The organism is Mycoplasma sp. 4404 (assembly GCF_034863325.1).
Taxonomy (GTDB): domain Bacteria; phylum Bacillota_I; class Bacilli_A; order Mycoplasmatales; family Metamycoplasmataceae; genus Mycoplasmopsis.
The window spans coordinates 46,742-68,890 of record NZ_JAYFFE010000002.1; the positions used below are offsets into that span (position 1 = coordinate 46,742).

At 27.8% G+C, this 22,149-nt stretch carries 20 protein-coding genes; 9 read left to right on the top strand and 11 right to left on the bottom strand.

The features are described from left to right. Positions 1–4 precede the first annotated feature (4 nt). On the top strand, positions 5–487 hold the full coding sequence (locus VBN07_RS01935) for a hypothetical protein (protein ID WP_323177632.1): 483 nt from the start codon (positions 5–7) through the stop codon (positions 485–487). Positions 488–523: 36 nt separating this feature from the next. Then, complete coding sequence (locus VBN07_RS01940) at positions 524–1,324, top strand: tyrosine-type recombinase/integrase (protein ID WP_323177633.1); 801 nt, start codon at positions 524–526, stop codon at positions 1,322–1,324. Here VBN07_RS01940 and VBN07_RS01945 read toward each other — a convergent pair. Next, positions 1,314–1,850, bottom strand: a complete 537-nt coding sequence (locus VBN07_RS01945) for a hypothetical protein (RefSeq protein ID WP_323177634.1) — start codon at positions 1,848–1,850, stop codon at positions 1,314–1,316. The genes VBN07_RS01940 and VBN07_RS01945 overlap by 11 nt on opposite strands. A gap of 96 nt (positions 1,851–1,946) precedes the next feature. Then, positions 1,947–2,561, bottom strand: a complete 615-nt coding sequence (locus tag VBN07_RS01950) for a restriction endonuclease subunit S (RefSeq protein ID WP_323177635.1) — start codon at positions 2,559–2,561, stop codon at positions 1,947–1,949. A gap of 90 nt (positions 2,562–2,651) precedes the next feature. Here VBN07_RS01950 and VBN07_RS01955 point away from each other — a divergent pair, with 90 nt between their 5' ends. Further along, a complete protein-coding gene (locus VBN07_RS01955; protein WP_323177636.1) occupies positions 2,652–5,759 on the top strand; it encodes a type I restriction endonuclease subunit R in 3,108 nt (1,035 codons plus the stop codon). Positions 5,760–5,923: 164 nt separating this feature from the next. Here the strand turns inward: VBN07_RS01955 and nusG are convergent, their stop codons facing one another. The 7 genes from nusG to VBN07_RS01990 all read right to left on the bottom strand — a co-directional run bounded on the left by nusG (position 5,924) and on the right by VBN07_RS01990 (position 12,723). Continuing rightward, positions 5,924–6,526 (bottom strand): transcription termination/antitermination protein NusG, encoded by a 603-nt coding sequence (nusG, locus tag VBN07_RS01960; RefSeq protein WP_323177637.1) that lies wholly within the window; start codon positions 6,524–6,526, stop codon positions 5,924–5,926. Positions 6,527–6,537: 11 nt separating this feature from the next. Beyond that, on the bottom strand, positions 6,538–6,795 hold the full coding sequence (gene secE / locus VBN07_RS01965; RefSeq protein ID WP_323177638.1) for a preprotein translocase subunit SecE: 258 nt from the start codon (positions 6,793–6,795) through the stop codon (positions 6,538–6,540). Positions 6,796–6,797: 2 nt separating this feature from the next. Beyond that, the gene (gene rpmG / locus VBN07_RS01970; RefSeq protein ID WP_257089433.1) at positions 6,798–6,947 is read right to left on the bottom strand and encodes a 50S ribosomal protein L33; all 150 of its coding nucleotides are present in this window, start codon (positions 6,945–6,947) and stop codon (positions 6,798–6,800) included. Between the two features lie 103 nt (positions 6,948–7,050). Then, positions 7,051–9,051: a hypothetical protein gene (locus VBN07_RS01975; RefSeq protein WP_323177639.1), complete on the bottom strand. Its 2,001-nt coding sequence runs from the start codon at positions 9,049–9,051 to the stop codon at positions 7,051–7,053. A gap of 1,056 nt (positions 9,052–10,107) precedes the next feature. Then, on the bottom strand, positions 10,108–10,680 hold the full coding sequence (locus tag VBN07_RS01980) for a hypothetical protein (RefSeq protein WP_323177640.1): 573 nt from the start codon (positions 10,678–10,680) through the stop codon (positions 10,108–10,110). 38 nt (positions 10,681–10,718) lie between these two features. Then, positions 10,719–11,483: a 23S rRNA (guanosine(2251)-2'-O)-methyltransferase RlmB gene (gene rlmB, locus VBN07_RS01985; protein ID WP_323177641.1), complete on the bottom strand. Its 765-nt coding sequence runs from the start codon at positions 11,481–11,483 to the stop codon at positions 10,719–10,721. A gap of 7 nt (positions 11,484–11,490) precedes the next feature. Continuing rightward, a complete protein-coding gene (locus VBN07_RS01990) occupies positions 11,491–12,723 on the bottom strand; it encodes a class I tRNA ligase family protein (RefSeq protein WP_323177642.1) in 1,233 nt (410 codons plus the stop codon). A gap of 164 nt (positions 12,724–12,887) precedes the next feature. Between VBN07_RS01990 and argS the strand changes: the two genes are divergently transcribed. The 5 genes from argS (at position 12,888) to VBN07_RS02015 (ending at position 19,092) form a co-directional block, all read left to right on the top strand. Next, a complete protein-coding gene (gene argS, locus VBN07_RS01995) occupies positions 12,888–14,543 on the top strand; it encodes an arginine--tRNA ligase (protein WP_323177643.1) in 1,656 nt (551 codons plus the stop codon). Between the two features lie 17 nt (positions 14,544–14,560). Beyond that, positions 14,561–14,812: a DNA-directed RNA polymerase subunit delta gene (rpoE, locus tag VBN07_RS02000; protein WP_257089423.1), complete on the top strand. Its 252-nt coding sequence runs from the start codon at positions 14,561–14,563 to the stop codon at positions 14,810–14,812. A 13-nt stretch (positions 14,813–14,825) separates the two neighbouring features. Next, entirely contained in the window at positions 14,826–15,692 is an 867-nt protein-coding gene (gene fba / locus VBN07_RS02005) for a class II fructose-1,6-bisphosphate aldolase (RefSeq protein WP_323177644.1), read from the top strand. An 82-nt stretch (positions 15,693–15,774) separates the two neighbouring features. Continuing rightward, on the top strand, positions 15,775–16,899 hold the full coding sequence (locus VBN07_RS02010; protein ID WP_323177645.1) for a thermonuclease family protein: 1,125 nt from the start codon (positions 15,775–15,777) through the stop codon (positions 16,897–16,899). A 240-nt stretch (positions 16,900–17,139) separates the two neighbouring features. Next, positions 17,140–19,092 (top strand): DNA topoisomerase subunit B, encoded by a 1,953-nt coding sequence (locus VBN07_RS02015; RefSeq protein ID WP_323177646.1) that lies wholly within the window; start codon positions 17,140–17,142, stop codon positions 19,090–19,092. Between the two features lie 838 nt (positions 19,093–19,930). Here VBN07_RS02015 and VBN07_RS02020 read toward each other — a convergent pair. Further along, entirely contained in the window at positions 19,931–20,161 is a 231-nt protein-coding gene (locus tag VBN07_RS02020; protein WP_257089415.1) for a sigma factor-like helix-turn-helix DNA-binding protein, read from the bottom strand. Beyond that, a complete protein-coding gene (gene ftsY / locus VBN07_RS02025) occupies positions 20,151–21,200 on the bottom strand; it encodes a signal recognition particle-docking protein FtsY (RefSeq protein WP_323176648.1) in 1,050 nt (349 codons plus the stop codon). Before ftsY ends, VBN07_RS02020 begins: the two co-directional genes overlap by 11 nt. Before the next feature lie 136 nt (positions 21,201–21,336). Between ftsY and VBN07_RS02030 the strand changes: the two genes are divergently transcribed. Further along, a complete protein-coding gene (locus tag VBN07_RS02030; RefSeq protein ID WP_323177647.1) occupies positions 21,337–22,116 on the top strand; it encodes a hypothetical protein in 780 nt (259 codons plus the stop codon). Positions 22,117–22,149: the final 33 nt, after the last annotated feature.

Genomic DNA, 22,149 nt, shown 5'->3' on the forward strand with positions numbered 1-22,149 from the left:
TTATTTGGACACATCGTCCGTAGAAGGTATTAACAATATTTTACAATTTGATTCATTCAACTTTGAGGACAGACCGTCTAGAGCAAACATGCAACCAGTGGTTGATTCAATATGATTCGCCAAGATGAAAGACTCAAAAAAGGTAATTATAGTGACAGAAAAAGATGATGATTTGCTTAATAATTATATCTTTTCGACAGGATATTTGGGAGTCGAAGCCACAAACAAATTACCACTATCATTTCTAACAGGTATTATTTTATCCCCGAACTTTTTTGTTCAAAGAGACCTTAACTCTGTAGGTACAACCATGGCTGGGATTAATAATGAAACATTTAATAAAATTCTTGTCCCTAAACTATCTGATGAAGAGATAAATAGTTTCAATAAGGAGTTTAGTCCTTTAGTTATTCATTTAACTTCTTATAGAAGAAAAATAAAGAAGCTTAAAGAATTGAAGAATCTACTATTGAATAAATATTTCTAGATTTTAGTACCTTCCATAAATAGGAGGTATTACAATTTGAAAGAATTTATTTCATTTTTACAACATCAAAATTTAACAAAAAATACTATTGATGCTTATGTTATTGCGGTTAAACAGTTTAGTGCAGAATTTAGCGAAATAACAAAACAAAATTTATTAGCTTTTAAATCAATATTAGTCGATAAGTATAAGGGTAAAACTATTAATTTGAGAATTCAAGGAATCAATAAATATCTGGAATTTTTAAGGAAAGAAAAATTAAAACTAAAATACATAAAAATTCAACAAAAAAGTTTTTTAGAAAATGTTATCAGCGATGCAGATTACGAGTTCTTTAAAAACAAATTGCTCAAAGACAAAAATTATGAGTGGTATTTTATTATTAGATTTTTAGGAGCAACTGGTGCTAGGATTTCTGAGCTTATTCAATTCAAATATGAGCATTTAATAAGGGGTTATATAGACCTTTACACAAAAAGTGGCAAAATAAGAAGAATATTCATACCCGTTAGATTAAGAAAAAAAGCGATAGAATATTATGATTCTATCGCTAGAACAGAGGGTTATCTATTTCTTAATAAAGATGGTAATCAAATATCAACTAGAGGTATAGCTCATCAATTAAAATCACTAGCAAGAAAATACAATATGAATTTAAATGTGGTTTACCCTCACTCTTTTAGACATCGATTCGCAAAAAACTTTTTAGAAAAATGCAAAGATATTGCATTACTAGCCGATTTAATGGGTCACGAATCTATAGAAACTACTAGAATTTATTTGAGAAAAACAAGTGAAGAGCAACAGGAAATAGTTGACAAAATAATTAATTGGTAAAATATTTATTAAGCAGTATAGATTTAATATCTAGACATTTAGATTTTAACATTTTCACTTTAACCAATAATTCATAAATATAATTGAAAAAATTAATTTCATCATTGGTAGGTTCACAAGCTAATAGCATTGGTATTGCTTTGGAAGCATGCAAAATTGTTGTGCCTTGTGAATTATCTTTGATAATAGACTGATTTAAATCGCTTAATAGTTCAAAGAAAGCAAAACCTTTATTTTCAGATATTACTTTATATATTCCTGATGAGTAAGCACCTGATAAACCAACATTCACCCTTCCAGGAGCGCCATCAAATGCTATTAATGTATCATCTGAGTGACATGTTTTTAGGTTTTGCGCTTTTTTTATGTAACAATTTTTTAATGAATCTAAATCACCGACTCTTAAGTACGGAATAAGAGTGTCTCTAGTTTGAGATTTTTCTATATAGTTGCTAGAACCAACCTCTATTCCTTTGTCAAATATCCCATATTTCGAGAAGGGAATGTGATTTCTAATAAAATTCAAGGAGTTTATTTTTCTTAATCCAATAGATTTAATTTTAGTCTCGATTAACTCATAATTTTCAATAAGATCATCGACACTTCCTATAGTGTTAACTATTTAGAAATATTTTGAAAGAAGATGTTTCTTCAAATTTGTTAATTTTCTAATATTCATTCTATTTTTTAGAATTGCATCAAATATATAATCATATTTTTTAAAATAGTTAACGTCATTCTCGTCAAACGGAACTTTAATGTTTAAAAAATCTGAAATACTTAAGTTTGGTTGTGCACTACCGCGACCTAAACTAGAAATATTTTCCTTATCCATTAGTAAATAGGTATATATTAAAGCTTTCGATTCACAAGTAATCTTTATAATTCTTTGATTTAAATAACAATCTTCAGAATCAACAATACCTGTTCTACCTACGTACCCAGTCATGGTGAGTAAGATATCCCCAATTTCTAATTTAAATTTTTCATATTCTGGCTTCATACTAAAATAAGTGATATTATCAAGATTAAATCCAGAGTCTCCTATGTTTTTAATTGTAATTAATTTTCATGATGGAAGATTTGTATAATCCTTACTTTTAAATGTTCCACCAACAAAATATTTAATTACATCACCTAATTTGTTTACACTACTTTTATCATTAAAATAAATTTGATAAATATATTTTAGTAATTTTTCAAACAATATAATTTTTTGATTAGTTTTTTCAATCAAATTACCAACTGTTCCTATAGTGTTAACTATCTGTATTAATTTTGAGAAAAATAACTGCTTTTTTATATAATAATTTCGAGGTAAAATCATATGTTTAATGAAGCTACTATTGAGAATAGCATTATAGAACTTTTAGAAAAAAATGGTTTTGAATTTTTAAATTTTGATGATTCATGACTAAGTGAAAGAAAGCTTGATGAATTCATTAATAAGGAAGTTCTTTTAAATTCGTTAATTAAAATAAATAAATTTGATGATTTAGAAATACTTAACGAAGCAATGAATATGCTTATGAGAGTTGATAATCCTTCTTTATTCGTAAGGAATTTTTTAGTTCACAAAATCTTAGTAGAAGGTGTGACAATTGAGTCAAATAAATATCAAGTTAACCCTCTTATCAAATTCATTGATTTTGATAATGTAGATAATAACACATTTCAAGTAGTTCATCAAATTAAGTTCAACGAAGGAAGATCGACTAGAATACCAGACATAGTTGTGTATATAAATGGACTTCCTTTAATTGTGATGGAACTTAAGTCTTTAGTTGAAGATGCTACTGGAGCAACATTGGAAGACGCTTACAATCAATTAGGTGGAAGCAGCGAGTCTAATGGATACCGTTATGATATTCCAACTTTATTTAATTACTCTGCTTTTTTAGTAATTTCTGATGGAGTAAGTACTAGAATCGGAACATTGACTTCTAAATTCGATAGATACAATGAGTGAAAAAGTGTTGATGGTAAAAAAGGTTATGATGTTAATTATGCATTTAAACTAAATACCTTCATAGATGGAGTGTTTGAAAAAAGCAGATTACTAGATATTATTAAACATAATATTTTCTTTATTCAAGACAAAAATGACAAACCAGTTAAGATAATCTCGCAATATCACCAGTATTTTGGGGTGAAAAAATCAGTTCAATCAATTTTAAATAGCATTAAGTCAAATGGAAATGGTAAAGCTGGTATTGTTTGACATACTCAAGGTAGTGGTAAATCATTTTCAATGCTAATGCTTGCACATAGATTATTGATTAACAAAGACTTAAATGTTCCAACTATAGTGATTTTAACAGATAGAATCGACTTAGATGATCAACTTTATAAAACTTTCTTTAGTGCGCGCAATTACCTAAAATGCGAACCTCAAATAGCTACATCTAGAGAAGATTTAGTTAAGAAGCTTAAGCACATTAAACAAGGTGGAATAATTTTTACTACAGTTGGTAAATTCGATAAGCATAATTTACCAAAAAATGAACGTTCAAACATTATCGTAATGACTGATGAAGCTCATAGAGGGCACTATGGAATTTATGAGACTGTTCATTACGAAAGAAATAAAGAAACTGATGAATTAGAAGCGGTTTTTAAATATGGAGTAGAAAAGTATATTAGGGAAGCATTACCTAATGCTACTTTTATTGGATTTACCGGAACTCCTGTATCAACAAAAGAAAAACAAACAACAGACATTTTCGGTGATATTATCGATGTCTACGATATGACTCAATCAGTTATCGATGGTTCAACAGTAAAACTTTTTTATGAATCTAGACTTGCGAAAGTTTGGACAGATCAATTAATATTGAGTCAAATTGATAATTACTATAATGATTTAGTGAAAAATGAACAAGCAGATAATCAAGCAATAGAAAAATCAAAACGTGAAATGAGCAAAATCAAAGTCATTTTAGAAGATGATGACATGATTGATTTATTTGCTAGAGATATTATGGCTCACTATTCTGAGAGAAAGGGTACTTTAAACGGAAAAGCCATGATTGTTTGTCAAACTCGTCATGCAGCTTTAAAACTATATAAGAAAATAGTTGCTGAGATTGCACCTGAAATGAAAGAACAAGTAATTTTGGTTGTTACTGAATCTAATAAAGACACAGAAGAAATGCGTAATCTATTTAAAGATTCTGCATATAGAAAAGAGTTAGGTGAAGAATTTAAAAAAGATACATCAAAATATAAAATCGCAATTGTAGTTGATATGTGATTAACCGGTTTTGATGTACCCGACTTAGATGCAATATATTTTATTAAGAGACTCAAATCTTATAATTTAATGCAAGCTATTGCTCGTGTTAATCGTGTTTATCCAGGTAAGTATTATGGTTTAATTGTCGATTACATAGGTCTAAATGAAGCATTAAATGAAGCATTAACAGAATATACAGATAGAGACAGACAAGAAAATGTTCAAGATGTAAAGAAAGAAATTTATGACATCTTGAAAGAAAAATTAAGCGTACTTAATGAATGATTTTACAAAATTGATAAAAGCAAATTTTATAGCTCTAATGATCACGAAAGATTTGAAGCTGTACAAATCGGAACAGAATTTGTGTTACAAGAAGCTAAAAGAGAAGATGCATTTATGAGTGATCTTTCCTTTTCTGTAAAGCAAGCCTTTGTCGTTTGTGCTGGTATTTTAACTGAAGAAGAGAAAAATGATGTTTATTATTACTTAGCTATTAGAAGTTTTATTCTAAAGCTTAGAGCAAAAACTCCAACTGTTTCTATAAAAGAAATGAACGAATATGTTTCTAATCTTCTAGCAGACGCTATTAAAGGTGATGAAGTAAAAGTATTAACTCAAACAAAAGAAGATTCAAGTAAGGTTATTGAATTATTAAGTGAGAAAAACATAGAAGAATTAAGAGTAAAAAATCCTCCTCATGTGTTTGTTCAAATTGTTAAGAAGTTGCTTGAAAGAGCAATAGCTGAATCTAGAAAAAATAATTATTTTAAATCTCAAGAATACAGTAAAAGATTAAGAAAAATCTTAGAAAAATATAATGATAGAGATGCTATTTTTTCACCAGAACAAACTATTGTTGATTTAGTTGGATTCGCTAGTGAAATGGTAAGGGACGAACAAACAGCTAGAGACCTTGGTGTATTCGGAAGAGAAAAAGCGTTCTATGATGCTTTAATTAGAGATAAATCAGCTAAAGAATTACTAAACGATGAAACGCTTAAACTTATTGCTAGGGAATTAAAGTCATTAGTTGAAGAATACGCATCAACAGACTGGGCCCATAAAGAATCCACAAGAGCAAGAATGAGAACAAAAATAAAAGAATGTTTGAAGAAGTATAATTATCCTCCAGAATATCAAAAACAAGCTGTAGATGATGTTATTAAACAAGCTGAATATATAATGAGTGAAGATTAATCTTCAAATTATTTAAAATATCAAACTCGACTTAAAAGAAATATTACAATTAGACTTTATTACTTATTAAACGATTGTTTTAGTAGGTAATAAAGTCATTTTTTATTCTTTTGATAAATTTTGAATAAAAAAGAACAGCTAAAACTGTTCAATTTCACTAATGATTAGTATTCTGTTGAATGTTCTAATGAATCGATGCTCAATTCAACAGAAGTTCTTTTTCCGAATGATTCAATTTGAATTGTAGCGATATTTGTGTCTAAGTTTAATGATTTAATTGGACCAATTTCACCTTTAAATGGACCGTCTAAAACTACAACTAAATCATTAACTTTAAGTCCTTGTAAGTTTTTACCTAAGTTAAATAAGTGTGTAGCTTCTTCAGCAGCTTTTTCCATTTTTCTAATTTCTCTAGAAGAAACAGGTGTAGGTTTTGCTCCTTTACCAGATGATCCGATGATACCTGTAACGTTTTGTGTGTTACGTACAACGTATCAAGCTTCATCAGTCATATCCATATTTGCAAAAATGTATCCAGGATAAAGATTTGTGTATTTAACCTTGTATTCTTGACCTAAACGTCTTTTTTCTAATTCTTTAGCTGTTAAGATAGGTTTTTTAAAGATTTTAAAAGCGCCATCTTGTGTTGCATATTGATTAAATGATTCTGCAACATTTTCAGCAATAATACGGTTATTTAAAGCTTCAATAACTTGTTCTTCTTTTCCTCTAACAGTAGAGATCATGTATCATTTAAAATTATTCATAATTTACCTTTCTAAACTGAACCAATTACTTCTCATAATTTTGTAAATCCAATTGTTACTGCATAAACAAATAAAGCAAATATAGCTGTAAAAACAAGAATTTTAACAAGGTTTATTCAATTTTGTCTTGGAGTTGCTCAACGAACACGTTTAATTTCTTTAACAGTCTTTCTAAAGAAATAAATTTTATTTCTGCTTTCAAATCTGTCTTTTAAAGACATTTTTGCTGTTTCGACTTTTTCAGTTTTTGCTTTCTTATTTTTTCTCATAATTAAACTTCTTCTTTGTGAATTGAGTGTTGTTTGCAATGAGGACAATATTTTTTAATCGCTAAACGTTCTGCATTTCCAGCACTTTTAATTGTCACGTAATTTTTCTTTCTGCATAATTCGCATGCAATTGATACCTTGTTACTTTTCATAGTGTTTTAATTTTACCACAACATTACAATATACATTAAGTAAATGAATGCTATGTAATAGGTTTAATTGAAATTATTTACATGTGCAAAAAAACATAACACATTACTTTCTTCATCTAAATATTGATCTCACTTTTGCAAATGCTAAACGCACTCCTAAATTAACTGTTGGGACCAAATTACCTCTAACTAAGCTTAAAAATAATCTATTTCTAAATTGATTCTTAATAATAAGTCCAATAAGCATAATGTTGTTAGAACTAATAAGCTTCATTTTAGGTGTTTTTAGTATAAAGTTAATTGTTTCATTAATGATTTTATTTTGCATTTTAGTCATATTTAAGTTGCTCAATAACTTATCTACATATCTGTCAAGAGCTTCAAAATCTCTTCTTGAGAGATATTTATAATCAATCTTGCAATAGGCTAAAATGAATTGAATTAATTTTTCCTTATCAGTGAATAATTGTTCTAAAACAATATTTAGAAACTTCGATGATATTTGTTTGATTAGCTCTTTGTTTTTGATAATAAAACTATTAAAGTAACTTTCGAAGCTAACAAAATGTGAACTTGATAAAAAGTAATCTTTAAAAATAATCATAAATTCATCTAAATCATTTTTTACTAATGAAAAATCTAAATTAAACTCATAATCAATTTTTCTAATATCAATTGGAATCTTAATAAATTTTCTTTTATTTAACTCTCCAAGGATAAAATGAATTAAATCAATTATCTCTTCTTTGAAATTAGGGTACTTTTCAAAGAATTTTTTTGTTATATCAAACAATGTTTTTTCATTTGAAACTAAAAAGAATTGTCAAAACTTATTAAGCGAAATGTTTTTGTTTCTAGTAAAGAATTTTTCAACATTATCAATCAATGTAACAAACTCTTGACTATTAGCTAAAAAGTCAATTAATGTGTCTGTGAATTTTAGTGAACTGAATTTATTTTCAATATATTCGAGTACGTTTTCATCATGGAAAATCTTACCAATGAGTGACATAACATTCTCATTTAGAAGCGCGCTGAAATTAAGAGTGATATCTAAACCTTTAGTTAGTTTCTCAGTAATCAATGAATTGCTAATTGTGCTTATATAAATTCTAATTAGCGATCCTTCTAGGACTCCTAATTCTTTGTATCAAGTTTGAACAAGATGAATAATTTTGTTATCCGGGTATATTGGAATACTTCTAAATTTAGTTCAAGTAAATTTATTTAAATGATGCTCTTTAGCAAAATTTAGATAAAGTTTCTTTCCTATGTATTTATAACATTTCTTACTGCAATGAATATCTAAGAACAACTGATATCATTTGCGTTCATTTCTTAAACATTTTTCAAAGTCAAATATTTCAACATATTTAGCATTTGTTGCTGCTGAAACTTCTGCAAAAATATTCTGAAATACCTTGTATATAGATTTAAAAATAGAATAACTCTTGTTTAAAAGATTATCTTTGTTTTTAAGAATCAACTTGTTAAGCACAGGTAATGAAGCGATAGGATAATCGACTAAATAGATTTTGCAATTTGTATTAACTTCTTTAATTTTGTTAACTAAAACAATATATTCATTAATGATTTGCTGTGTTGTACGTTTAACATTTTTCAATAAATCATCAATTTGTTTATTTTGAAGGTAGTAATCTTTTTGAGACATTACTTCTACTAAGTCTACATAGGAAATACTGAATAAAAATTCAATTCCACTAGAATTTATAAATAAGTAATCTGCTTCCTTAATTTCTTTTAAATATGAATCAAAATCATGATTAAAACAAGTGTGATTAAATTTTTGAGCTAAAACTTTATTTATGTGCATTAGCTCTCTTGTTTCATCCGTAAACTCTTCACCAGAAACGATATTAATTCAAGTACTAATCTTGCTTGCTGATAGGCCTAAATTACTATATTTAATGTCTAAATTTCTACCAACATTCTTCTGAATTAACTCAATGAAATAGTCCGAATATGCATAACCTAACTCATCTAAATTTCCATATGTTCCAGTTCCTTGAGATAAATCAAAACCTTGCGCTATTGAGTCACCAATAAATACAAATTTTTTATTTCTAAAATTGCGATTATTCATATTACTAAAATATTAGCACATAATATAAAAAGAGAAAATTTACATACAGTGGATATAAAAACCACTTAACTTAAAAAAGTTAAGTGGAAATCTAATAGACATTGTAAAAAATTAAATAATAAAATTAAAGAAAGGTGTTTGACATTTAACAGAAAATGTCTAACTGATGAGAGAAGAAAAAATAATGAATTTCGGTTCATTTAGAACCAATTTTGTATTTCGCATTTAATAATAAGATATTATATTGAATAAAAGTTAATAAATGGAGAAATATAAGAAAGTGAAATACTTTTCAAATGTTTAGAAAGGAATAATCCAACAAATAAACTAAAAACCATATTATATTTTGTTTTAAACACTATAAAAATAAACTATAAAAATTTAATGAAAACCAAAGTGAGTAATGAAGAACATAAACTGGAAAGTGAAAAAGAGTTCAGTCCCCACAACATACAAGAAGATAACCGTAATTTTGAGAAGTACCCCAAAATTTACACTAATAAAATAAAAAGCAACAAGAGAAAACATATTAATTAAACTTACGAATTTTCCTTAACCCTTAAAACTTAAATTCAAGTTTAATTAATTTTGACCATCCCACACACTCCCCCAAGCAAATGAGATGATACGTTTTCATAACCTAACACTTACCCAATGTTATTAATATGCAAGAATGAATAATTATTGGAAATAAAATCCAAGTAAGTTTACCTAAAATACGGAAAAACATAGATAGAATCAAAAAAAAGTCTATACATGCATATTTTGTAAGTGAAAAAATAAAAGAAATATAGAAGGGACTAAATCGCCAGAGAGTAAAAACGATTTGTCTCAAAAAATTATAAAAAATAATGGAGCAACAAGCAAAATATAGCTTGTTTATAAAAACATGAACATAATAAATTAAAGAGATTTTAAAAATCAACACAAAATAATTTAAAAAATCTACTGCGTTTTATACCATAAAAACATTTCATAAACTTATGTAAATATACGATAAATATATATGAGAAAGAAGAATTAAAAATTTGACATATAAGATAACATAAGCTCTATTTAACTTGATATCAATGTAGTAATAAGGTTGTTCGAACAAATAATGTCAATATCAATAGATGAACCAACATTTAAATCTGTTGTTTTCATAACTGAGTGTTTCTTTTTATAACTACTATTTAAAAAATGATTTCTTGAGTGCATTTTTAGAGTTTTAATTTGACAATCAAGTTGTTTTGGACTATGTGAGTTATCAACTACACTATTTTCCATGTCTATTAGAATTTTTTGTAAATTTACCCTTTTGTTAGAGATACCATCATCAAAAATATATTGAGAGTTAATTTCTGAGTGGAAGAAATTCAGAGTCTTTAACTTTAATTTATTTCAAATGAATGATTCGAAATGAGAATAGGATTTAAAATCCTTACAAAAAACTTCTGAAGAAACTTCTAGAAAAATTCCTAAAAATTCATGAAGTATAACATTTTTAATTTCTGCTGGATCAATAGATACCTTACCAAAGACTCAACTAATTTTTCTAGACAAAACATCTATTGACTTACTGTGCTGTATACTGAAAGCAGAAATAATTTTTGAAACTGAATAATACTTGTCATTTTCGAGTTTCAAAAATTCAGAGAGAAACTTATCGTTCAAATGATATTTTCTTATCATTTAGTTAATGCATCGAACACAATAATACCTGTTGCTACTGATACATTTAAAGATTGCACATTCCCCCTTTGTGGAATATAGATTGTTTGATCTGTGACTGAAAGCACACTTTTTGATACTCCATCACCTTCATTACCTACAACTAAAATTGTAGGTCTGTCATATTCCACTGTTGTGTATGGGAGAGCTTTTTCATCTAATACAGTTGAATAAACTCAATAACCTCTTTTTTTGAGTTGAGTTAAGGCCGCATTAAGACTATTAACTCTGTAAAAATTCATATTTACAAATCCACCTGATGAAATCTTTAATACAGTTGAATTAATTACAGCTGCATTATCTTTAGGGAAAATAATATGCTTAATTCCCCCGGCATTTGCTGTTCTTATAATTGCACCAAAGTTATGTGGATCTTGAATTTTATCCAACACAAGAATTGGTGAATTATCCTTATGCAATCTTCCTAAATCGTCAAGTCCCTTGTAATTAACAGATTTTAAGATTGCTTTAAAACCTTGATGGTTTTCTTTTGTTTCTTCATCTAAAGTTTTCTTATCAGTGATAATAATTTTTATACCCCTTAAAGTGTTATCATCTTTAAAGTACTTTAAACTTCCTTCATCAGTTATGTGTATTTCAGAAATATCTAATTTATTATTGACACAGTCAATAACAGAATTTTTCCCATACACAATTAATTCTCCCACTTTTTTAGTGGTCATATCATATTTTTTTTGTTTTTCGTGTAATTTTTTCATATTTACCCTATATTAAATTATTTTCAATCAATTCGTTTCTTAATTTGTCGGCATTTTGATAATCTTTTTGAGCTAAAAACTCTTGTCATTTTTGATAAATTGGAACATATTTTTTGTAATCGAATTTATTGAATTCAAAACCTAACTTATCAAAAATATATACTAATGTAGCTATGTCCAAGGCGTTTTTGTCTTTATTAATATTTTTAATTGAATCATTAATAAGTTTATTAAAGTCAGAAAATCTCTGCTCAAAAATATATGTGAATGCTTCTTTAGCTAATTCATTGTTAATTTCTGAATTGTTTTGTTTGTTTAATAGTGCATTTAAGAAGTAAATTTTGCTAATTTTCTTAAAAATCACTTCAACATTATTAATTAAATTATCATCAATATTGATCAAACCTGTAAATGAGTTTAATAATAAAATCATTTTAAAATAGTCAGCTGAATAATTTTTAAGAAAGTCGGAAGCTAAAATTACGTTTTGTAATGACTTAGACATCTTAATTCCATTTAAATTAATTTGACCTGTTCTTAATCATTTATTTGAAAGCTGTTTTTGATTTAAAGCATAGAATTGAATATTTTCATTTTCATGGTGTGGGAATGTTAAGTCCATCCCTCCTCCGTGAATATCTAAACCAGAATCTCCAAAATGTTTTTCAATTAATGCAACACATTCTGTGTGTCATCCTGGTCTACCTTCACCAAAAGAAACATTGTATTTAACACCATCATTTGTGTTTTTTCATAAAGCAAAATCAGCAGGTGATTTTTTATTTGAAGAAAGTTCACTATCTTCAAATTTCATGTTTTCAATTTTTTGATTTGAAACAATACCATAGGCGTTTTGGTTTTTTATAACATCAAATCAAACATTACCTTCATTATCTAAATATGCATTATTCGATTTGATTAATCTTTGAATGAAGTTATCAATTAAATCAATATTTTCGGTTACGTATTCAATTTCAGTTATAGTGTCAACACTGAATTGTTTAAGTAAATCTAAATATAAATTACCATACTTTTCCGATACTTGAGTTTCTGAAACACCTTGCTCTTGGGCTTTTTTGATAATTTTGTCATCAATATCAGTAATATTATGAACAAATTTATATTCAATCCCTAGTTGCTTTGCAGCTTTTAAAATCAAGTCCATAGTTACAATCGGTCTCATATTTCCTATATGAACATCATTGTAAACTGTGGGTCCACATACATATATTTTTAACATATTGTTATTATAATAAAAAATAATATTTAATTACCATTTTATATAAGCAAAATTAACTTTTATAACTATGTATAAGGTACATAAAACTAGTTGTTTCCTAGCTATATAAAAAATATTTTTTAATATAATAGATATATAAAATATATCTATAAATAAGGAGGATTATGACACTAAAAGAACAGTTAAAACAAAACATCATTGACGCAGTTATAGAATTGCAAAATGAAGATTTTGTTAATAAGGATCTTAATGTTAAAGATTTAGTTTTTAATATCACTCAACCTAATGTTCCTGACAATATTAACATCGATCAAGTTGTTTATGACTTTAGTACAAATATTGCATTTATTTTAAAAAATCATTGTGCTGTTAAAAATCCAATTGAAGTAGCAAATAAATTGGTTGCTAAAATGTCAAATTCAAATATCTACCAAAAAATAGACATTGCCGTACCTGGATTTATCAATATTGTTTTAAGCAATCAATTATTTTTATCAACAATACAAAACATTAACTTAAATCCAACAAAATATGGAGCTGACTTTATTAATAAAGAACATGTTAATGTTGAATTCGTTTCAGCTAACCCAACAGGATTTTTACACGTTGGTCATGCTAGAGGTGCTGCTTATGGAGATTCTTTAATTAGAATTTTAAGACATGCTGGTTACGATGTTGAAGCCGAATATTATGTAAATGATGCAGGTAATCAAATTAATGTACTTACAAATTCAGTTTATGTAAGATATCAAAACTTATTTGGTATTGATGCACAATTACCTGAAGATTGCTACAGAGGACAAGATATAGTTTGATGTGCTACAAAAATTAAAGAAAAATATGGTGATTATTTCTTAAATGCTGATGAAGTTAAATTAAGTGAATTATCAACTGCAGCTAAAGATATTATGCTTGATAAAATCAGAGAAGATCTTGGTAGATTAAATGTTTCATTTGATACATTTGCTTCTGAAAAAGCAATTAAAGAAGATGGTTTAATTGAACCAGTTCTTAGAAAATTAAGCAAATACACATACACAGAAGATGGCGCATTATTCTTAAAAACCAAAGAATTTGGCGATGATAAAGACCGTGTACTTATCAAAGCCGATGGAAATTACACTTATTTCTTACCTGATATTGCTTATCACGAACTTAAGTTCTTAAAGTCACCTAAACTTATTAATATCTGAGGAGCAGACCATTCAGGATACATTCAAAGAATGAAAATTGCGATGCAATGCTTAGGTTACAATCCAGACAATTTAGATATATTAACTATTCAATTAGTAAGATTAATCAAAGATGGAGAAGAATTTAAAATGTCTAAAAGAGCTGGTACAGCAGTTACTTTGCAAGATCTTTTAGATTACTCTTCAGCTGATGCAGTTAGATTTATGATGCTCACTAGGGAAATCAATAATAAATTTGATTTCGATATTGATGCAGCTAACTCAACTGATGTTAATAACCCTGTATTTATAGTTCAATACGCTCACTCAAGAGCTGTATCATTATTAAATAGATTAAAACAAGAAGAAGTTAATAATCAAATTAACTTTACAAACAAAGCTAAAAAACTTATTATTGAATTAGACTCATTCCCTGAATTAATTAAAACAATTGTGTCAACTTCAAAAGTCAACTTATTAACACAATACTTAATTAATTTAGCTAAATCATTTAACAGTTTTTATGCTGAAACTAAATTATTAGGTCACGAAGATGAAGCAACATATGCTCACCTTATCAAATCAGTTCAAGCGATTTTAGCTCTTGGACTTAACTTAATTGGTGTTTCTGCACCTTTATCAATGTAATTAAAGGAGAATTTATTATGTACAAAACAATGTTAGAAATCGCATACGAATTAGTATCATCACGTCCAACAGACGAATTTGCATTTATGGAAATCTTTGACACTGTTGAAGACGAGTTAAGATATGACTGAGAAGACAGATTCGTCACAATGAACACACCATATGAAAAAGTTAGAGAAAGAAAAATTGGTGAGTTATACCGTTTATTAACAGTTGACAAAAGATTCAACAGACTTGCAAACGGAAACTGAGAATTAAGAAATATCTAATAAGTGGGTTTTTATGTCATTAGTTAATGCAAAAGATATGCTCAAGAGAGCTAAAAAAGGTAAGTACGCAGTTCCTCATTTTAATATTAATAACTTAGAATGAACAAAAGCAATTCTTACAACATGTCAAGAAATGAATTCACCTGTTATTTTAGGAGTTTCAGAAGGAGCACTTAAATATATAGGTGGATATGAAACTGTAACAGGTTTAGTTTCAGGTCTTATTAAGGACTTAAAAATTTCAATTCCTGTAGCTCTTCATTTAGATCACGGTTCATTTGATGCTTGTGTTAAAGCTATTGAGTCAGATGGCTTCACTTCAATTATGTTCGATGGTTCACACCTCCCATTTGCTGAAAATAAAGAATTAACTCAAAAACTTGTTTACTTAGCTCAAAGCAAAAATATGACTGTTGAAGCCGAGGTTGGTTCAATCGGTGGTGAAGAAGATGGTGTTATTGGAAACGGTGAAATTGCAGATATTGAAGAAGCTAAACAATTAGCTGCTGAAAAAATCACAGTTCTAGCAGCAGGAATCGGAAACATCCACGGTAAATATCCAAAAAACTGACAAGGTCTTAATTTTGAAGTTCTTGAAAAATTATCAAGTGAAACTGGTTTAGGAATTGTTCTTCACGGTGGTAGCGAAATTCCACTTGACCAAATCCAAAAAGCAATCAGTTTAGGTGTTACAAAAATTAACATCAACACCGATTTACAATTAGCAAATCACGCTGCGATTAGAGAATTTGTTATTAGCAACAAAGATCTTGAAGATAAAAATTATGATCCTAGAAAACTTTACAAACCTGGTTATGAAGCTATGTGTAAGGTAATTAAACAAAAAATATTAGAGTTCGGATCAAATGATAAAGCTTAGCATCATCTTGATGCTTTTTTTATACACATTATTTCTAAATAGGAATAAAATTATATTTATATACAAATAGAAAAGAGACAAGATGAAATTTAAAAAATTATCTTTATTCAGTTCACTTGCAATTTTACCAGTTGCCACTACATTATCTATTTCATGTGGTAATAAAAACGATGTTCCAAAAGAACCGTCGAATCCTATTAATAATGCAAATAGTGAACTTATCCAAAAACTAGAAACAGTTAAAACTAATTATTCAACTGACAATAATTTGGTTGAATTAGTTGATGGCTACAAAAATAAAATAAACTCAAACAGTACTAATCAAGATTTATTAACTCAAGCAGGAAATGTTGTAAAAGTTTTTGATAGCGCTAATGAAATGACTGCTGAAATTAGACATCAATGATTTTTAGGTTCAAAAACATATAACAATTTAACTGAAACATCAAGATTTTTAAGACAAACTTATGCAAATGAGCAAAACTTAATTGAATCACTTAATAAAATTGATGTAAATTTAGAAATTTATAAAAGTAAATTATTTTTAGCTTTTGCTAGTCAGCAAGAGATGGATTACTTGTCATCATTAAATTTACAAACAAGTTTAGGTTTTAGCACAACAATTAAAAAAACATTACCACAAAACTATGCTGTCGTTGATATGTCAGGAATTGTTGATGGCGACACATTATATGGTGCATATATGAATTTAGTTAGTGGTATTCAACCAGGAACTCAATCAACTAATCGTCGTAATGGCAAAAGTCTAGGATTAAGATCTAGAGGAATCGATACTCCTGAAACAGATAAAGGTTCAAATTCAGATGAATTAGCTTCAAAAGAAAATTATTGAGCTCAAATTTCTAAAAAATACTACGTAGAGCAAGTTCAATCACATGGTTTCTTCTTCTACTTTAATAAGTTAAAAGAAGATGATTATGGAAGATGAGTTGTATTCTTATATCCAGACGAAAGAAAAAATCCTGATTTAGAGTTTGGAAACCAGCTTATTAGATCAGGTTTAGCTAGAGTTGCTTACATTACATTAGACCGTTCAGATACAAAATTCTACGCAGAAACTGAAGAAGAACAAACGATGTATCACACAATTAAGAATTCTCAAAATTATGCAAAAGAAAATAGATTAGGTTTCTGAGTTGACCCAATCGAAGATGTATTTTATAAGAATCCTAAAAAGAATTGATAATTTGATCAAGCGACAGCTTGATTTTTTTATCTAATTTAATTAGCTTAAATTATGCATATTACATACACATATGTGAGTTAGTAAAAATAGACATTTTTTCACTTTTATAATAGTGTACAAGCTGTAAAAGTAAAAATGCGCTTGCAGAAATATAACAATCTATTTTTCTGAAAAATCTATATAATATTTTAATAAATATGTAATATTTATTAAAATTTACATTTACACATGGAGGTATAGATGTCTGAAGTTAAAAAAGAGCATAACTATGATGCAAGTAATATTCAGTTTTTAGAAGGATTAGAACACGTTAGAAAAAGACCTGGTATGTACATTGGGTCAACATCTAAATCAGGTTTACACCACTTAATTTGAGAGATTGTAGATAACTCTGTCGATGAAGCTATGGCTGGTTTTGCTAATAGAATTGATATTGTCATTACACAAGATAACTCAATTATTGTCGAAGATAATGGTCGTGGAATTCCCATTGATACCCACGCAAGATTTGGAATTAGTGCACTTGAGGTTGTTTTAACAAAACTTAATGCTGGTGGTAAATTCGAATCTAATGCATATAAAGTTTCTGGTGGACTTCACGGGGTTGGAGCTAGTGTTGTTAATGCTTTATCAGACTCATTTAAAGCTTGAGTTAAAAGAAACGGAAACTTATACTATGCAGAGTTTGCTAATGGTGGAAAAACTATTAAGTCAACAGAAGTTATTGAAAAACTTGCTAACCCAAATGAAACAGGAACGAAAATTCAATTCCATCCTGACTATTCAGTTATGGAAGAATTACCATTTGATAAAGAAATTATTTTAGACCACGCGAAGCAAATTGCACACCTTAACAAAGGTTTATATGTTTCAGTATCTGACTACAGAGATAACACAAACTATGAATTCTTATATGAAAATGGAATTATTGACTACGTACATGAATTAAGCGACGGTTACAAACCAGTTACACCTGTTATTTATGCAGATGGAGAATTTGCTGTTAAAAATAACAAAGATGAGGATGTTGTTATTGGTGTTGAAGTCGGTATGCAATACTTATCTGATTTATATCGTGGAAACATTATTTCATATACAAACAACATTTCAACACATGAAGGCGGTTCTCACGTTTCTGGTTTCTATGATGCTTTAATGCGTTTAATTAATAACTATGCAATTGAAAAAGGTGTTATTAAATCTGAAAGCGACAAATTTACTCGTGACGATTTAATCGAAGGTGTTACAGCAGTTATCTCAATCAAACACCCTGATCCAGAATTTGAAGGACAAACAAAAGGAAAATTAGGTTCAAAAGATGCTCGTCAAGCTGTTAACAGAGTGTTTAGTCCAATTTTAGAAAGATTCTTGAACGAAAACCCTGCTGATGCTAAGAAAATTATTGAAATTGCATCTATGGCTAAAAAAGGACGTTTAGCTTCTAATGCGGCTAGAGAAAATGCGAGAAGAAAAAATGTTTTCGAATCAGGTGGATTACCAGGTAAATTAGCTGACTGCACATCTAAAAATCCTGAAATTTCTGAATTATATATTGTCGAAGGGAACTCAGCTGGTGGTTCGGCTAAAATGGGTAGAGATAGAAAAACTCAAGCTATCTTACCATTAAGAGGGAAAATTATTAACGTCGAAAAATCACGTCAAGAAAAAGTTCTTTCTTCAGAAGAAATTTCATCATTAATGACAGCTATTGGTACAGGTTGAGGAGAAACATTTAACATCAACAAATTAAGATACCACAAAATTGTTATTATGACTGACGCCGACGTCGATGGTGCTCACATTAGAACTTTATTATTAACATTCTTCTACAGATACTTTAGACCTTTAATTGAGTATGGATTTATTTACATAGCTCAACCTCCTTTATACAAAATTCAGCAAAATAAATTTGTTGAATACGCTTTCAACGATAATCAAAAAGACGAAATAATCGCAACATTAAACCCTAGTCAAAAAATTACAATTCAACGTTACAAAGGGCTTGGAGAAATGGATCCTGAACAACTATGAGAAACAACTATGGATCCTGAACGTAGAAAAATGCTTCAAGTACAAATTGAAGACATTTACAAATCAGATTCAATTTTTGAAACCTTAATGGGCGAAAGAGTTGAACCGAGAAGAGAATTCATTCAAAAGAATGCAAAATACGTAAAAAATATCGATTTATAATGTCAAAAATGCACGTCCAAAAACGAACTGGATGTGCTTTTTCTTTACTAAAATTTGGGATTAGATTTAAAACTTTATTGCAACTAATTTTTAACAAAAATTACAAAATCCTAAAATTACATCAATGGAATATATAAAATTTTTTAAACCTCAAAAATAAGAAAAAACTTTTATCGCTTACACACTATTCTAAAAGTCAAAAATTATTTTAAAAAAATATTTTCATGCTCATAATTTTATTTACTAAAAAGGAATATGATATAAGTGCGACAAATATATTGTCGCAACAAAAAGGAAATTCTTTTATATATCAAAAAAATATTCTATTATTTTAAAATTTAATTTATAAAGTCACAAAATAGACAGACATTTATTAATATCATTTATTATTAATCATTAAAATTATTAGGTTTTTTATACAAGTTTATTATTATCAATAAAGATATTCACTATATTTTTGTTATATATTATATTTAGTTGTTTTAACTTTTTATTTTTATCATTATTTTATAGAGTAAATTTTGTATTTACATTTCTTTAAAATAAAGAAATTTTAATCATATTTATTTGAGTAATTTTGTAAATTTAAACACACAGTTCGTCATATATAAATTTTAAATTTTCAAAATATTAACTATCTTTATTAATTAGTAGATATTAATATTCTTTGGTAATTCCATAGATTACTCCTTTATCAAAAATTATTTTTAATTAAATAATTTGGTTCAAGAGTCGTCACTTGAACCAATCATAAAATATACATATAATATCCTATTAGCACATCCAATTTAATGGTACTTGGATGTGTTTTTTGTACAAAAAAAGATGCAAAAAGCATCTACATTTTGTTCATTTTTTCCTCAATTTTAAGCAAATTATGAATTGCTTTATTAACTGCATCAGTCGCAGCTTGTCTACTTGTAGCCATCACTTCAGCAACTTCTGCATATGATAAATCTTGTTCATAATATAACTTAAAAACTTGTTGTTGATTTTGAGTTAATAAATTACCATATTTATCAAATAACTCTGTGTATTTAATTACGTTTTCTAATGACTTATTGTTCATTATCAATTAAGGCTTTTGTCATTTGATAAATAAACAATTCAAGATCAAATTCTTGTAAGTCATCCAGTTTTTCACCTAAACCAACATATTTAACATCAAGGTCATATTCATCTTTAATTGATAAAACAATTCCACCTTTTGATGTTCCATCCATTTTAGTAAGAATAATCCCAGTTAAGTTGGCAATTTCTTTGAAGTTTCTTGCTTGAGATAATCCATTTTGACCTGTAGTTGCGTCAAGAACTAATAATGATTCATGTGGTGCTGAAGGTTCAAATTTTCTAATAACACCAATCATTTTTTCAAGCTCTTTCATAAGGTTAACTTTATTTTGCAATCTACCGGCAGTGTCGATGATTAATAAATCATAATTTTCTTCTTTAGCTTTAGAAACTGCTTGATAAACAACACTAGAAGGATCAGCTCCTTCGTGAGCAGGTTTAACAATTTCTGCACCAATTCTTTGTGCTCAAACACCTAATTGATCAACAGCACCGGCTCTGAAAGTGTCAGCAGCAGCAATTAAAACTTTTTTGCCTTCTTTAACATATTTGTTCGCTATTTTAGCAATAGAAGTTGTTTTACCTGATCCATTAACACCAACAAAAACAAAAACATTTAATCTACCAACTTCATAGTTTAGGTTTGTATTAACAACTGAGTTGTTTGTGTAAATTGTAAACATTTGATCAGCAACAATTTCTCCAATCATTTTTGGATCGTCAATATTGTTTAATCTAATTTCTTGTTTAATTCTTTCTACCATAACATCAACTAATGAAGCATTGATATCAGACATAATCAATAACTCTTCAAACTCATCAAAAAAGTCTTCATCAAGTTTTACGTGTCTATTTTGTAGCTCTAAAAGTTTTTTTCCAAATGACGCAGAAGAATTTAAACCTTGTTCATATTTCTTAAATTTCTCACTTGTGATTATTTTCTTATGCTCTTTTTTGTCTAATTCTTCTTGAACTTGTTCAACATCTTTAGGTTTTCTATTGAAAACCTTATTTACTAAATTTTTAAAAAATCCCATATCTATATTTTACTTTATAAATCAAAATATCACATCAGCTAAATAAAACTAAAAACATAGTGTGCAAGTCGTAAAAATAAAAATATATTTGTGCTTTATATTGAGTATAGGTATTTAAATATAGTAAAATAATTTTATGAGTAGTTTAGTAATGGTAGCTATGCAAGTAATATTTACTTTAATCATTTATTACTGTGCATATAGATTAATCAATTACCTTAAATTAATTAAGGGTAGATTCGCATACAAAGATATGCAAATGAAATCAATTTATTCAGCATTAGTTGGATTTGGCTTCTTTGCAATTAGCTTAATTTTATTTGTTTTAAATGCTACAGAAGTAATTAAGTTAACTGGTTCACAAGTTAATGAAAAAACAAAAACAGCTGAAACAGTCACGCTTTCATTCAGTGCAATTTCAGTTTCATCAATAGTGTTCTATTTATCTTGTGTTATGCTTGCAGTTTTAATTTCATTTATGATTATTGTGATTGTATTTGTTAAAAAATCAAGAATTCAAATTTCTAAGAAAGAATTTGATGAATTTGATATCGAAAAATATGACATTAACATTCTTGGTTCATTCACAAGAGCAAACAAATATTCAAGAAACATACCTGTAACATTCAAGGATCAAGTTGGGAATATGTTGTTTTTCAAGAAATTTGGAACAAAAATGTTTTTAAGCAAAATTGTAGATCAATCAATTTTCTTTATTTCACAATCACCATATGTTAATAAAGTTTATGAACAAAATGAAGTGACTTTTACAGAAGATACATTGTTAGCTTCACATTTTAGCAATAACAAAGAATATATCCTTTTTGTGCTTAAATCAGCACAAAAAGAAGTGTCAGTTATTAACAAAATTGATGAAAAATTATTTGAGGAAATAGTACTTAAAAAGTTTGCATAAAGGGCTTAAATGCTCTTTTTTTGTAATAAATTA